This is a genomic window from Sulfurospirillum sp. hDNRA2, from assembly GCF_024206095.2.
Lineage (GTDB): Bacteria > Campylobacterota > Campylobacteria > Campylobacterales > Sulfurospirillaceae > Sulfurospirillum.
Map to the genome: position 1 here is coordinate 662,667 of NZ_CP159800.1, position 12,485 is coordinate 675,151.

Consider the following 12,485-nt stretch of genomic DNA (forward strand, 5'->3'; position numbering starts at 1 on the left):
TAATAAACTGAAGGAGAACGAAGTGGAACACGAACTTAAAAGCCTTCAAAAAGTCTACGGCGTCGTGATCGAGTTTTTGACGCAGTACAGTTTCCAGCTTATCGGTGCGCTGATCGTCGTCGTGATCGGATGGTTCGGGGCAAAATACGTTTACGCGCTTTTGATGCGTTTGTTTGCGAAATATCGCTTGGATATGACGTTGTCGCGCTTTTTAGCGAACGTCGCCAAAGTGTTGATTTTAACGGCGATGATCGTGATTGCCTTAGGCAAAGTCGGCATTTCGATCGCGCCTTTTGTCGCGGCAATCGGTGCAGCTTCGCTCACGGCGGGATTAGCGTTGCAAGGAAGCGTTTCCAATTATGCCGCGGGAGTTTTGCTGATCGTTTCGCGCCCGTTTAAAGTCGGCGATACGCTTTTGGTTGCAGGCGTTTACGGCGTGGTGGAGGAGATTAAGCTCTCGTATACGATGCTTCGTAACGAAGACGAAGAGCTCATCAGCGTTCCTAATAAAAAGATGATCGGCGATATTTTGGTTAATTCGTTTGAGGAACGAGTTGTTGAGAGTCGATTGTTTCTCACATACGAAAGCGATCCGCTTCAAGCGATTGCGTTGATTCAAACGACGCTCAATGCTTGTCCTGACGTTTCACAAACGCATCAACCCTTGGTCGGCATTGCGCAATTGGCGCAAGGCGCGATTGAAATCGGACTTCGTTATTGGGTTCCGACGAAGCGTTATTTTAAAACGCAATACGACGTTAATTTGGCGATTTATCAAGCGCTGCGACACGAAGGCATTGCCGTTTCTTACCCTAAACACGAAATTCAAATCGTAGGAGGTACGTTTGATCCCCAAAAAGTATGAGTTTATCACCTTTGCTTTTTTGATGTCTTTTTTTATGACCCTTTTGATGTCGTTTGTGATCACGTTGATTAACGTCGGTTTGATCGACGGTTTTGGGATGAAATGGTTTCAGGCGTTTTGGAGAGCGTATGTTGTAGCCTTTCCTGCCGTTTTAACGGTTGTCCCGATTGTTCGAAAGATCGTGAATAAGGTTGTAGCGAAGCATTAGGCGACTTGCTTGCTTGCCGAAAAAAAGTCGTCTATCAGGCTTTGAAGAATTCAATCAGCCCCATAACGATTTCAAAACCGATCAGTACGATAATAATCCACTCTAAAACTTCGCTATGCCTATGGTTAATCAGATCGAGTGACATGGAAATATCGTCTTTGAGATGCGAGAGTTTGTGTTCGACGATTTCAAAGCGATCTTTCAGTTCCAAAATCGACGACAGGCGGTTGTAAAGTTTTTCGGCTTCCGCGTTGTCCCATAAAATGTTGGGTTTGTCGAGTAAAAACAGGTCGCTCACCATCGCGTGTTGGATGGCACTTAAGGTGCGTGCGAAAACGATGATTTTGGAACGGCGAAAGAGCGAATAGTGCTGCGTTAAATCCAATAAACGTTGACTCTCTTCAAAATGAAGGCTCAAATCTTGCTCGTATTTTTCGAGTCCGACGCTTTGCGAAACGATCAATGCGATAATAACGAGATAAAGCGTTAAGGGTTCTTTTAAGACGATGCGTTCGTTATAAACGTTGCACGCGCTAGAGAGCGAGGCATCGATTTCGATAGGGTAATCTTGATAAAGATAGTGCCGCTCAAACGCTGGTGCATCTTCGACACCGAGCTTTTCCAAAGCTTTGACGATCGAATCTTTGTCCCAGTTGATAAACGTAATGACGTTAAAGCGCGTGTACACAAGATAGGTCTCTTTATATTCGGTGTAAAACGCCTGCTCGATTCCTTTTTTCATCGAACATGTCAAACGCATTTCAATTTCGTCTTTGCGGTAAGGCTTGGGAAGATAAATCGAAACAAGCGGAAGCGTTTGAGCCATTGTACGATCCTTGCATAAAGTAAACATAGTATAACGTTTTTTGGTTTCACAAGGGTTACGGCAGACTCAAAAGCGGACTTAACGAAATTTGCGTTATAATTTTTTCAAAAACGAGGATAGGGTATGAAATTACTGTTAATCGGTGCCGGAAATATGGGCGGAGCGATGCTTCAAAGCTTACATGTCAAAGATATTACGGTCGTAGAACAAAACGAAAAACGCGCGCACGTTTTAAAAGAGACGTTTCCGAACGTAACGATCGTGAACGAAACGCCTTCGCTAGAGGACTATGTCGTTATTTTGGCGATCAAACCCCAGTCGTTTCCCGCTTTACGAACGCAAGGCGTCGCACAAGGCGTTATCTCGATTATGGCGGGTGTAAGCTTAGCGCAACTTAAAGAGGGAATTCAAGCTCGACATTACGTACGCGCTATGCCGAATATGGCGGCATCGGTGCGTAAATCCGTTACTTCCTTATGCGGCGACGAAGCGTTAAAGCCTGTCGCTTTGGAAGTCTTGGAGACGATCGGCAGCTGCTTTTGGCTTGGAAGCGAAAAAGAGCTTGATATAGCGATGGGGCTTGGAGGATGTGCGCCGGCTTGGATTGCTTTGGTTGCCGAAGCGTTAAGCGACGGCGCGGTCAATTTGGGACTCAAGCGGGAATTGACGTTTCCGATGATCGCGACACTGTTTGAGGGAATCGGCGAACTTTTAAAAAGTGAACATCCCGCACTGTTGAAAGATAAAGTCATGTCGCCGGCGGGCACGACGGTTGCCGGATATATGAAATTGGAAGAGGGCAAAGTGCGCGACAGTTTCATCAAAGCGATGGATGCAGCATACGAAAGAGCAAAAGATTTGAGCCGTTAAGCTCGACTTATTTTTTGGCTTTAAAAAGCTCGGCTAAGCGAGCTTTTGAGCCTTTTTTTTTGCCGAAGACGCCTTCTTCGTCGCCTTCTTCGGCGTTACGACCGCTTTTTTCGCAACGGGTTTATCTTCGGTAATATCGGGGAGCACGTCTTCGAAAATGGTTTTAATATCGTTCCAACGGTGTTCGGAATTGAGCATGACGACCAAAATATCTTTGTTATCTTTTTTGGCGCGTGCGATGAGGCACGGTCCTGCTTTTTGCGTGTATCCCGTTTTGATTCCGACCGCATATTTGTAGTTGTTGAGCAATTTATTGTGCGTGTATGCCGCATAACTGCGTTTGGTATTGAGTGCCCTAAAATCATGGCGTTTGAGTTTTGCCATATCGTTGAACTGGCTGTTTTTGATCGCGTATTCGCTGAGTGCCAATAAATCTTGGGCGGTCGAGTAGTGGTTGCCGATGTCAAAACCGCACGGATTGGTAAAATTGGTATTTTTCATACCGATTTTTTTAGCTTTTTGGTTCATTTGTTTGACAAAGTTATCCACATCGCCGTCGCCTAGATAGACGCCGATCGACATTGCCGCATCGTTAGCGGACATAACCATCGCCGCTTTGACGAGGTCTCGTAAATAAAATTTTTCTCCGACGCGCAAGTTGGCTTTGGTGGGTTCGACTTGAATCATCTCGCGTGTAATCGTCACGACGTCGTTCATACGTCCGCTTTCGATCGCCAACATCGCCGTCATGATTTTCGTCAAGCTTGCGGGTTGGTTGATTTTTTGTTCGTCTTTGGCAAAAATAAGCTGTTTATTGTTCAAATCTTTCGCGATAATCGCATCGGTGTTTTTTTTAATACGGTCGGCTGTTTCTTTATCTAAATAGGCTGCACTCAAACCGGTGACTAAAAGGGTTGTTCCGCAAAAAAGCGTCAATAACGGTCGGATCATGGGACTCTTTTCAAAAAAATTTTTTTTCATTTTAATCAAAAAACCTTAAGTCTATCTTTTTGAAACGGCTAAAATAGCCGTTTTGCTCAAATTACGTCGTTTTAGAAAAGCATTGAGGCGTCTTCACGATCGTTAAAGCGTTTTGGTGAGTAAAAATTCATCATAAAGTCGTTATATCTTTTAAGGTAATAACGTTATAATGCAGTGATGTTTAACCGTTTTAAGGTTATTTCGATCCATCGTTATATACTACAACTACATAAGGATAGAGGACGTTATGGAAAACTTCGGTACGGGACTTTTAAGCTTTGATAAACCGGCACTCCTTGAAAAGCGGATTCGGCTTTTAGAGGCGATCGCAACGACGGGATCGATCAGCAGTGCCGCTAAAAGCGTCGGTCTTAGTTACAAAGCGGCTTGGGAGGCCGTCGATACGATGAACAACCTCTCGGATCATCCTTTGGTCGTACGCGTAACGGGCGGAAGCGGCGGCGGCGGAACGACGCTGACTTCTTTTGGGCAAGAGATCATTGCCAACTATGCCGTTTTAAAAAAAGAGTATGAGAGGTTTTTAAATCGGCTTTCTGATGTGGGTAATTTTGAAAAAGGTTTTCTTAAACACATACAAAGGATAGCCATGCAAATCAGTGCACGAAATCAGTTAATGGGAAAAATAGGCGACATTAAGCTGGCAAAAGTGAATGCGGAAGTCAGCATCGTCCTTAAAAGCGGTGTTCTTTTAGTCTCGACTATCACGCATAGCGCAGTGGAAGAGATGGGATTAACTATCGGTGACGAGGTTGTCGGTATTATCAAGGCCTCTTCGGTATTGATTTCGAATCAAATCGAACTTGCGACCAGTGCGCGCAATAAACTTTTAGGCATGGTCACCGACGTCAAACTCGGCGAAGTCAATGCCCAAGTGAGCGTCGACATCGGACAAAACGACGTGATCGTCGCTACCATCACGACCGAGTCGGTGAAAAGCCTTGCTCTTTGCGTCGGCTCACGAGTATGCGCCATCATTAAATCCAGCAGTATCTTAATCGGAAAATAAAATTATTCTAAGGAGTTTACATGTTAAAGTTTTTTCTTTCAAGCGTTCTTCTTTCCGTCTCTCTTCTTGCGGGAGAAATCAGCGTTGCCGTTGCGGCAAATCTGAGCGATGCGATTGAGGTATTAAAAACGGAGTTTGCCAAAAACAACCCCAATACCAAGGTCAATACGATTTTAGGGGCAAGCGGAAAATTTACGACGCAAATTAAAAGCGGCGCGCCGTTCGATCTTTTTTTAAGCGCGGATATGAAATTCCCCGAAAACCTTTATGCGGAACACTTTGCGATCACCAAACCGGTTGTTTACGCTAGCGGTGCTTTAGCGATGGTGAGTACGAAAGGGTTGGATCTGAGCCGAGGAATGGCAGTTTTAAACGAGCCGAAAGTCGAAAAGGTCGCTATTGCCAATCCAACGACCGCACCGTACGGAACGGCGAGCATTGAAGCATTTAAAAATGCCAAGGTGTTTGAAAAAACCGAACCCAAATTGGTTTACGGCGATAGCATTTCTCAAGCATTACAATTTTCGATTACCGCGGCTGACGTAGGATTTGTCAATGCATCGGCATTTTACAGCGATAAAATGAAAAATTATAAAGAGGGCAAAGAGTGGGTGATGGTCGATGCCAAACTTTATACGCCGATTGCACAAGGTATCGTCGTCTTGAAACAAGCCGAGCATAACGCGGAAGCCAAAGCGTTTTACGATTTTATTTTGAGTGCTCCCGCCAAAAAAATTTTCAAAAGCTACGGATATTTGGTGAATGAATAAGCTACCGGCACGTATCAGTCAAATCGAAGAAGCGCAAAATCTTCATATCGTGCATTTTGAGGGGGAAAATTACTCCCTCAAAATGATGGGATTGGAGCTACCAAAAAACGTACATGTAGGTTCGAACGTTATCTTAGGCGTCAAACCTTCCCACGTTGCTATCGCCAAAAATCTTTCGGGAGAATTGAGCTACTCCAATCAAATTTACGCAACGGTTCATCGTATCGAAGAAGGAACGCTTTTGTGTAACGTCGAGCTACATGTCGGTTCATCTGTGATGCAAAGCCTCATGACGATGGCATCGTGCAAACGCATGCGTTTACAGGTGGGCGATGAAGTCGTCTTATTGATGAAGGCGAGCGAAGTCTTTATCACGGAGGTTCTCGATGTTTGAAAAAATAACGGCATTGGAATTGACCCCATTTTTCATTTCATTCAAGCTTGCGAGCATCACAACGGTTATCCTCTTGATTATTTCATTGTTTTTAGCATGGAAATTATCGCAGACTCGGTCACGTTATAAGCCTATTTTTGAAGCAATAACCGCTCTGCCTATTGTTTTGCCTCCTTCTGTTTTAGGTTTTTATATTCTGTTCACTCTTTCGTTTCACTCTCCTATCGGTCAATTTTTTAGAGACGTGTTCGGTATAAAATTAGTTTTTAATTTTACGGGTTTGGTTGTAGCAAGTTGTTTTTATTCTCTCCCTTTTATGGTACAACCTTTACAAAGCGGCTTTGAAGCTCTACCGAAAAATATGCTCGAAGCTTCTTATATTGCCGGTAAAAGCAATCTCTCTACGCTTTTTCGCGTCGCGCTGCCCAATATTAAACCCTCTATGCTTACCGCCGTCGTCATTACGTTTGCTCATACGGTCGGCGAATTCGGCGTTGTGTTAATGGTGGGCGGGAGTATTCCGAGTGAAACCAAAGTCGCATCGGTTGCCATTTACGAGATGGTTGAGATTATGGATTACCAAGGTGCGCATATCTATAGCGGCATAATGGTATTCATTAGTTTTTGTGTTTTGTTATCGGTGTATATGTTTAACCGTAAACAGAACAGCCATTTCGGTGGTCTATCATGATCGAAATCAGCATCGAAAAAGAGCTTTTAGGCTCTTTAGGAAAGATGGATCTTTGCATCGACCTTCGTATTGATCGGCAAAGCTTTGTCGCTTTGTCGGGTCAAAGCGGTAGCGGTAAAACGACATTGCTTCGTATTATCGCGGGATTGGAAAAAGCCAAAGGTCGTATTTGCGTCGACGGGGAGGTTTGGCTCGATCAAAACGTTTACCGTGCGCCGCAAAAACGCGGGATCGGTTTTGTTTTTCAAGACTATGCGCTTTTCCCGAATATGAGTGTTTTGGAAAACCTGCTTTTCGTTAAAAAAGACAAAGCTTTAGCAGAGCAACTTCTTGAAATGACAGAGCTAAGCGAACTGGCGCATCGAAAACCGGCAACGCTTTCGGGCGGACAAAAACAGCGCGTGAGTTTGTGTCGCGCGATGATGAATCGACCGAAGCTTTTATTGATGGACGAACCGCTCTCGGCACTCGATCCTTCGATGCGAACCAAGCTTCAGCATGAAATACTCAGTTTACACAAAGCGTTTGAAACGACGACGATCATGGTCAGTCACGATCCAAGTGAGATGTATAAGCTTAGCTCTCGCGTCGTCGTTCTCTCTCAAGGAAAAATCGTTCAAGACGGCGATGCTAAAAGCGTGTTGCTGCGTACGCAAGGCAGTCAAAAATTTTCGTTTGAGGGCGAGCTTTTAGACATCGTGAAAGTCGACGTGATTTATGTCGCGATCGTTGCGATCGGTCAACAAATCGTCGAAGTCGTATTGGACGAGGGCGAGGCGCAAAATTTGCGTGCGGGAGATATCGTCAATATCGGTACGAAAGCATTTGCACCGATTTTACATAAGAAATAAGGAGCTCTAAGATGAAGAGATGGTACGTTGGCTTGCTCGCAAGCGCATTATTGTCGGTTTGTTCGTATGCCGATGCGCTAAAAATCGCCGCAGGTGCAGGGTATAAAAAACCCGTCCAAGAAGTCCTCAAACTCTACGAAGCAAAATATCCGAAAGTCGAAGCGATTTACGGCAATATGGCGCAAATTTTTGCCCAAGCCAAACAGATGGATATTGCCGTCGTGATTGCCGATAAAAAGTTTTTGGAAAAGCAAAAAGAGTTAGCGTTCGTCGAGTATCAAACGATCGGAGAAGGCAAAGCAGTCATTGCTTACGCTAAGGGCGTGCATCTGGAAAAAGCCGAAGATATTGCCGATTCTTCGATTAAGAGCGTAGGAATGCCCGAAGCGAAAAAAGCGATTTACGGCGATGCGGGTATCGAATTTTTAGAGAATGCAAAATTGACGGACAAAGTCAAAGACAAACTCATCGTCGTCGCAACCGTTCCGCAAGTGAGCGCGTATGTCGGTTCGCACGAAGTGGATGCGGGCATTATGAACCTAACCGCCGCGCTGGATAGTTTTGATAAAATCGGCGGTTACGTCAAAATTCCGGAACACTACTACGGTAAAATCGAGATCGTCGCCGGTAGTTTAAAGGCATGTGAAAGCGATGCTACATGTCGTCAGTTTAAAGCCTTTTTGAAAACGCCCGAAGCCAAAGCCGTATTCGAAAAATATGGGCTTTGAGTGGATGCAGGTTTGGCACCCTTTGGTGCTAAGCCTCAAAACATTGGGATGTGTCGGACTGCTTTTAGTGGTTTTAGGCATTCCTTTAGCGTATTTACTCTCGAAAGAAGAACTCAAATACAAATGGTTCTTAGAAACGCTCGTGACCTTACCCTTGATTTTCCCTCCGATCGCAATCGGTTTTTTGCTTTTGCTTTTACTGGGAAAATACGGCTGGATCGGCACGTATTTGAACCAAATAGGCATTCGTTTTATTTTTGATTTTAAAGGGCTCGTATTAGCGGGATTTGTTGCAGCACTTCCTTTGATGGTCAAACCGCTACAATCGGCGATAGAACTTTTCCCCAAGGCGATCAAAGAAGCCGCGTACATGAGCGGAAAATCGCCGCTTTACACCTTATGTTTTATCGTCTTACCCTCCATTCGTAAAAGCCTGATCGCCGCACTGTTGATCGCTCTTGCCCGCGCTTTGGGTGAAGTCGGCATTACGCTGATGTTGGGAGGTAATATCGTCGGTAAAACCGATACGATCTCGCTTGCAATCTACAATGCCGTTTTCGACGGAGATTACCCGCTTGCTTTAAGTTTGTGTACGATTTTGATCGTCGTCTCTTTAGCGGTATTTGCGGCATTGCATTTTTTAGAACGCCGCGATAAAGTGCTTTAACCCATCGGAACAAAGTTTTTTTACAAGTAACGGAAGCAATGGATTAAAGTTAGGCAATAGAAACTTTCGTTAAAATAAAAAAATGATTTTAATAGACAAAGGTTATACGTTATGATGGATATGATTCGAGAAGATATCGGCTTGATGGATGTAACGACCGTAGGTCTAGGCATCGGAGATTTGGATGCAAAAATTACCTTTGCACCGAAACGTCCGGTCGTTTTATGCGGTGCGGAAATCGTCGAGACGATGTGCAAAGAGATGCATCTGAGCGTCAAACGCTTTTGTAAAAGCGGCGATTTTGTGGAAGCAAATACACTTATTTTAGAAGCTTACGGAAGTGCGGCACAGGTTCATCAGGTTTGGAAAGTGTGTCAAAATATTTTAGAATACTTGTGCGGGATTGCGACGAAAACATCGGAGATGCTTACGCAAGCACGCCTTTACAATCCGCATATCGAACTGTTAACCACGCGTAAAATTTTCCCCCGTACCAAAGAATTAGCCCTTCAAGCCGTATACGCCGGCGGCGGAGCGCATCATCGTTTGGGATTGTACGACTCTATTTTGGTTTTTAAACAGCATCGCGTTTTTTTCGACGACAAGGCATCGTTTGAAGCACAGTTTCGCAAAATGAAACAACAATTTTTGGAAAAGAAAATCGTCGTCGAGGTCGAAAATGCAGACGAAGCACTCTATTTTGCGCGTTTAGGCGCGGATATTTTGCAGTGTGAAAAAATGACGCCCGAAGAGTTTAGCGCATGCGTCGCGTCGGTACGCCGCGAAGTTCCCTCCGTCTTTTTTTCCGCAACGGGCGGCGTGAACGAGAAAAATATCGGCGAATACGCTCAAGCGGGAGCCGATTGTATCGTGACATCTTCGCCCTATCATGCCAAACCCGCCGATATTCGCGTGATTATCGAGAAGTGCTGATGCAGACGGTGCAAGCCGTTTACCATGCTTCGTCGGAAGAAAAAAAGTCGACGTTTATAGCGTTTTTGTGCCCGATAGAAGCGTTTGAGGCTTTACATGTCAGATTAAAAAACGAACATCCCAAAGCCGCGCACATTGTTTGGGCTAAAAGGGTTTTTAACGAATACCGTCAAATCGTTGAAAATAACAGTGACGACGGTGAACCGAAAGGAACGTCGGGACCTCCGATTTTAAGCGTGATGCGAGGTTTTGAAATCGTCAATGCGGGCATTTTGATCGTTCGTTATTTCGGAGGTATCAAACTGGGAACGGGCGGTTTGGTGCGTGCGTACGGCAATGCCGCCAAAGAGGCGATCGGTGCTTCGACGCTTGTGACGTTCGAGTTTCAAACCGCGGTAGAGTTTTTTACGCCTTTTGCGCTTCTCGCGCGTTTTGAACATTACTGCAGCACGCAAACGCTTCTATTTCAACGCACGTTCGATACGCAAGGGGCTTATTGGAAGATGACGCTCAGCGAAGCTCAAAAAGAGGCTTTTGTAAGCTTCGCAGGAGTGTTTGAAGCGGAAGGATTTAAACTTTTATAACTCGATCGCTTCGACTTCTATCGCGATTTTGACGATCTCGTCGACCGTTAAGCCGCCGCCTTCTAAGAGTTTATTCCAATTCAATCCAAAATCCTTGCGGTTGATTTGCCCTTCCAAACTAAAACCGATGCGTTGATGTCCTTGAAAGTCTTTAACGACTCCGTGAACGGTTGCATTTAAGACGACTTCTTTCGTAACGCCGTGCATCGAAAGCTTGCCGTAGACTTTTCCGTCTTTATAGCCGCTCATCGTAAAATCGATCGTTTTAAACTGGTCGACGTTGAAAAAATCCGCACTTCGTAAGTGATCATCGCGTTTGGTAATGCCCGTATCGATCGAAGAGGCGTTGATTTTGGCGTTGAGTTTGGTAAAGACCTTCTTATCGACGTCGTAGTCGATATCGGCGGAGTAATTTTCGAACGAACCTTTAACGTTGGATATCATCATATGCTTGATGCTAAATCCGATATTGGAGTGCGTATTGTCGATGACGAATTCTTTTGCATGTGCAAACGAGAAGAAAAGTGCCGTAGCACTTAAAAAAAGTACGATATGCCTCATAGACGATCCTTTCGAGTAAAGTAATGACGTCTATAGTATAATCGTACCTTCCTTACGGCTCTGCTACGGGGGAAAAGTAATTTTTTAGATTAAAGGCGTTACAAGTTGGTAGAGTGCGGCACTGCTGATACCCGCAAGTACGCCCGCTAACATGTCGTCTCCCATCACGCCGAGCGCGCCTTTAACGTTGCGATCGATGCGTCCGATTAACGAGGGTTTCCAAATGTCGTAAAGCCTAAAAAAGAGAAAACTCAAAACGATTTGAAGCAGGGTTTGCGAACTGAGGATCAATGCGATCCACACGCCGACCGCTTCATCGATCACGATGCGCGAATCGTCGTGATTGCCGCTTTGTTCTTCGTACGCGTTAATCTGTTTAAAAGCAATCATCGTCACTAAAATCGTTAGCAATACCAGCGTTTCCATCGAAATATAGCGTATCAGGACGACACCTAAAACGGTGGCAAGCAAGCTCCCCGCCGTTCCGGGTGCTTTAGGGGAGAGTCCGCTGTAAAAAAAGGTTAAAAAGCTATTGGGCATGAAAATCCTAAGTCAGTGAAGTAGTTTGATATATATTTTGCATTAAAGTCCTTTAAATAGTGATTTTGTAGTTTAAGAATTATTTTTTGTGTACTTTTTTATGTATATCTCTTGTTCTGCTTTTATTATTTCTTTCAAACCAAGAAGTACATTCTTCTAAGACAAAATAAATTTTTCCCCCTGTATCATATTGATGATAGGGAAGAGGGTCAATAGTTCTTTGCGTATACTCTTCCAATGTTCTTACACTCATACCACAATATTCCGCAAATTCTTTTTTAGCAAAGTGATTTCTTGGTTTGCCAATCTCATCTTTTAGTGCATCGTAAGCATTTGCTAGGCTTTGTAATGTAGCATAAAGATTTTCGTATTCTTGATTTTTTTTACTTAATGCCTCATTCGCTTCTTTAAGACTAGCTATCCTAATCTTTTTAGCACTAATCAGGGCATTTTTATCTGCTATCCATTGATTTAAAAAACTTATTGTACTAAATTCTTCTTCTTCCATGATTAGCCATTTTATTAAGATTTTGAATTACTGTAATTCTACATAAACTAAGATTTTAAGTTTGTTAAAATGATGGTATGAGATGATGAGGTGAAACAAATCTAAAATAAGTATGATATACGGGGTGGTTGAGTTAAGAAACACTCGTTTGCGTAGGACGATGGGCTATTAAGTATATTAGTATCGCTAAATACGATAATGTCGCTATTAATCTTTCTGTAGTTTTCCTTCTAACTCTTTTAGTTTTTTGAGATTATTTTCTTCTGTTTTGATTAACTCATCAAAAGCAAGACCTTTTATAAGTGTTTTATATAAATTTGGTTTTGTTTTTTTCCAATTTCTAAGAGTTTTAACATCTATCCCAAAAAAACCAGCCATATCCCTTTGAGTCATTTAAAACCTTTTTTTATTTGAAAGGTACAAAATGAGACTTTATATCTCAACAAGGTAATAAAGCCCTTTGTTTTCAAAATAAAAGGTA

The 12,485-nt window shown here is 43.6% G+C and carries 18 protein-coding genes; 12 read left to right on the forward strand and 6 right to left on the reverse strand.

Features of this window, described 5'->3' with window-relative positions; all coding sequences use genetic code 11:
* Positions 1 to 22: 22 nt before the first annotated feature.
* Together NL930_RS03485 and NL930_RS03490 are read left to right on the forward strand one after the other, a co-directional pair.
* On the forward strand, positions 23 to 865 hold the full coding sequence (locus NL930_RS03485; protein ID WP_254377377.1) for a mechanosensitive ion channel domain-containing protein: 843 nt from the start codon (positions 23 to 25) through the stop codon (positions 863 to 865).
* Positions 846 to 1,073: a DUF2798 domain-containing protein gene (locus NL930_RS03490; protein ID WP_060825442.1), complete on the forward strand. Its 228-nt coding sequence runs from the start codon at positions 846 to 848 to the stop codon at positions 1,071 to 1,073. The genes NL930_RS03485 and NL930_RS03490 overlap by 20 nt, the downstream gene beginning before the upstream one ends.
* Positions 1,074 to 1,107: 34 nt before the next feature.
* Here NL930_RS03490 and NL930_RS03495 read toward each other — a convergent pair whose 3' ends face one another.
* The gene (locus NL930_RS03495) at positions 1,108 to 1,899 is read right to left on the reverse strand and encodes an RMD1 family protein (protein ID WP_254377376.1); all 792 of its coding nucleotides are present in this window, start codon (positions 1,897 to 1,899) and stop codon (positions 1,108 to 1,110) included.
* Between the two features lie 123 nt (positions 1,900 to 2,022).
* On the opposite strand from NL930_RS03495, the gene proC reads away from it, so the two are divergent.
* Entirely contained in the window at positions 2,023 to 2,769 is a 747-nt protein-coding gene (gene proC, locus NL930_RS03500) for a pyrroline-5-carboxylate reductase (protein WP_254377375.1), read from the forward strand.
* Between the two features lie 33 nt (positions 2,770 to 2,802).
* Here proC and NL930_RS03505 read toward each other — a convergent pair whose 3' ends face one another.
* On the reverse strand, positions 2,803 to 3,720 hold the full coding sequence (locus NL930_RS03505) for a D-alanyl-D-alanine carboxypeptidase family protein (RefSeq protein WP_254377374.1): 918 nt from the start codon (positions 3,718 to 3,720) through the stop codon (positions 2,803 to 2,805).
* Positions 3,721 to 3,997: 277 nt separating this feature from the next.
* Here NL930_RS03505 and NL930_RS03510 point away from each other — a divergent pair, with 277 nt between their 5' ends.
* From NL930_RS03510 to NL930_RS03550, 9 genes are all read left to right on the forward strand, one after another.
* Positions 3,998 to 4,777 carry a TOBE domain-containing protein gene (locus tag NL930_RS03510; RefSeq protein WP_254377373.1) on the forward strand — a complete coding sequence of 260 codons (780 nt, stop codon included), beginning with the start codon at positions 3,998 to 4,000 and terminating at the stop codon, positions 4,775 to 4,777.
* Between the two features lie 20 nt (positions 4,778 to 4,797).
* A complete protein-coding gene (gene modA / locus NL930_RS03515) occupies positions 4,798 to 5,547 on the forward strand; it encodes a molybdate ABC transporter substrate-binding protein (RefSeq protein WP_254377372.1) in 750 nt (249 codons plus the stop codon).
* Positions 5,540 to 5,941, forward strand: coding sequence for a molybdopterin-binding protein (locus tag NL930_RS03520; protein ID WP_060825447.1), 402 nt, complete (start codon positions 5,540 to 5,542; stop codon positions 5,939 to 5,941). Before modA (NL930_RS03515) ends, NL930_RS03520 begins: the two co-directional genes overlap by 8 nt.
* A complete protein-coding gene (gene modB / locus NL930_RS03525) occupies positions 5,934 to 6,632 on the forward strand; it encodes a molybdate ABC transporter permease subunit (protein ID WP_039674137.1) in 699 nt (232 codons plus the stop codon). Before NL930_RS03520 ends, modB (NL930_RS03525) begins: the two co-directional genes overlap by 8 nt.
* Complete coding sequence (locus NL930_RS03530; protein WP_039674136.1) at positions 6,629 to 7,483, forward strand: ABC transporter ATP-binding protein; 855 nt, start codon at positions 6,629 to 6,631, stop codon at positions 7,481 to 7,483. Before modB (NL930_RS03525) ends, NL930_RS03530 begins: the two co-directional genes overlap by 4 nt.
* 11 nt (positions 7,484 to 7,494) lie before the next feature.
* Positions 7,495 to 8,211, forward strand: coding sequence for a molybdate ABC transporter substrate-binding protein (gene modA, locus NL930_RS03535; RefSeq protein WP_254377371.1), 717 nt, complete (start codon positions 7,495 to 7,497; stop codon positions 8,209 to 8,211).
* A gap of 4 nt (positions 8,212 to 8,215) precedes the next feature.
* Positions 8,216 to 8,878 (forward strand): molybdate ABC transporter permease subunit, encoded by a 663-nt coding sequence (gene modB / locus NL930_RS03540; RefSeq protein ID WP_231964805.1) that lies wholly within the window; start codon positions 8,216 to 8,218, stop codon positions 8,876 to 8,878.
* Between the two features lie 111 nt (positions 8,879 to 8,989).
* Positions 8,990 to 9,811 (forward strand): ModD protein, encoded by an 822-nt coding sequence (modD, locus tag NL930_RS03545; protein ID WP_039674131.1) that lies wholly within the window; start codon positions 8,990 to 8,992, stop codon positions 9,809 to 9,811.
* Positions 9,811 to 10,395: a YigZ family protein gene (locus NL930_RS03550; protein WP_254377370.1), complete on the forward strand. Its 585-nt coding sequence runs from the start codon at positions 9,811 to 9,813 to the stop codon at positions 10,393 to 10,395. Before modD ends, NL930_RS03550 begins: the two co-directional genes overlap by 1 nt.
* Here NL930_RS03550 and NL930_RS03555 read toward each other — a convergent pair.
* The 4 genes from NL930_RS03555 to NL930_RS03570 form a co-directional block, all read right to left on the reverse strand.
* Positions 10,390 to 10,956 carry a YceI family protein gene (locus NL930_RS03555; RefSeq protein WP_039674127.1) on the reverse strand — a complete coding sequence of 189 codons (567 nt, stop codon included), beginning with the start codon at positions 10,954 to 10,956 and terminating at the stop codon, positions 10,390 to 10,392. The genes NL930_RS03550 and NL930_RS03555 overlap by 6 nt on opposite strands.
* Before the next feature lie 84 nt (positions 10,957 to 11,040).
* On the reverse strand, positions 11,041 to 11,496 hold the full coding sequence (locus NL930_RS03560; RefSeq protein WP_060825452.1) for a phosphatidylglycerophosphatase A: 456 nt from the start codon (positions 11,494 to 11,496) through the stop codon (positions 11,041 to 11,043).
* A 79-nt stretch (positions 11,497 to 11,575) separates the two neighbouring features.
* Positions 11,576 to 12,004: a hypothetical protein gene (locus tag NL930_RS03565; RefSeq protein WP_060825453.1), complete on the reverse strand. Its 429-nt coding sequence runs from the start codon at positions 12,002 to 12,004 to the stop codon at positions 11,576 to 11,578.
* A gap of 207 nt (positions 12,005 to 12,211) precedes the next feature.
* Positions 12,212 to 12,397 carry a hypothetical protein gene (locus NL930_RS03570; protein WP_060825454.1) on the reverse strand — a complete coding sequence of 62 codons (186 nt, stop codon included), beginning with the start codon at positions 12,395 to 12,397 and terminating at the stop codon, positions 12,212 to 12,214.
* Between the last annotated feature and the right edge of the window lie 88 nt (positions 12,398 to 12,485).

Bases quoted from the DNA above. Each gene is read 5' to 3' on its own strand.
- NL930_RS03495 (WP_254377376.1), bottom strand. From the start codon at position 1,899: ATGGCTCAAACGCTTCCGCTTGTTTCGATTTATCTTCCCAAGCCTTAC.
- proC (WP_254377375.1), top strand. From the start codon at position 2,023: ATGAAATTACTGTTAATCGGTGCCGGAAATATGGGCGGAGCGATGCTT.
- NL930_RS03505 (WP_254377374.1), bottom strand. From the start codon at position 3,720: ATGATCCGACCGTTATTGACGCTTTTTTGCGGAACAACCCTTTTAGTC.
- NL930_RS03510 (WP_254377373.1), top strand. From the start codon at position 3,998: ATGGAAAACTTCGGTACGGGACTTTTAAGCTTTGATAAACCGGCACTC.
- modA (WP_254377372.1), top strand. From the start codon at position 4,798: ATGTTAAAGTTTTTTCTTTCAAGCGTTCTTCTTTCCGTCTCTCTTCTT.
- NL930_RS03520 (WP_060825447.1), top strand. From the start codon at position 5,540: ATGAATAAGCTACCGGCACGTATCAGTCAAATCGAAGAAGCGCAAAAT.
- modB (WP_039674137.1), top strand. From the start codon at position 5,934: ATGTTTGAAAAAATAACGGCATTGGAATTGACCCCATTTTTCATTTCA.
- NL930_RS03530 (WP_039674136.1), top strand. From the start codon at position 6,629: ATGATCGAAATCAGCATCGAAAAAGAGCTTTTAGGCTCTTTAGGAAAG.
- modA (WP_254377371.1), top strand. From the start codon at position 7,495: ATGAAGAGATGGTACGTTGGCTTGCTCGCAAGCGCATTATTGTCGGTT.
- modB (WP_231964805.1), top strand. From the start codon at position 8,216: ATGCAGGTTTGGCACCCTTTGGTGCTAAGCCTCAAAACATTGGGATGT.
- modD (WP_039674131.1), top strand. From the start codon at position 8,990: ATGATGGATATGATTCGAGAAGATATCGGCTTGATGGATGTAACGACC.
- NL930_RS03550 (WP_254377370.1), top strand. From the start codon at position 9,811: ATGCAGACGGTGCAAGCCGTTTACCATGCTTCGTCGGAAGAAAAAAAG.
- NL930_RS03555 (WP_039674127.1), bottom strand. From the start codon at position 10,956: ATGAGGCATATCGTACTTTTTTTAAGTGCTACGGCACTTTTCTTCTCG.
- NL930_RS03560 (WP_060825452.1), bottom strand. From the start codon at position 11,496: ATGCCCAATAGCTTTTTAACCTTTTTTTACAGCGGACTCTCCCCTAAA.
- NL930_RS03565 (WP_060825453.1), bottom strand. From the start codon at position 12,004: ATGGAAGAAGAAGAATTTAGTACAATAAGTTTTTTAAATCAATGGATA.
- NL930_RS03570 (WP_060825454.1), bottom strand. From the start codon at position 12,397: ATGACTCAAAGGGATATGGCTGGTTTTTTTGGGATAGATGTTAAAACT.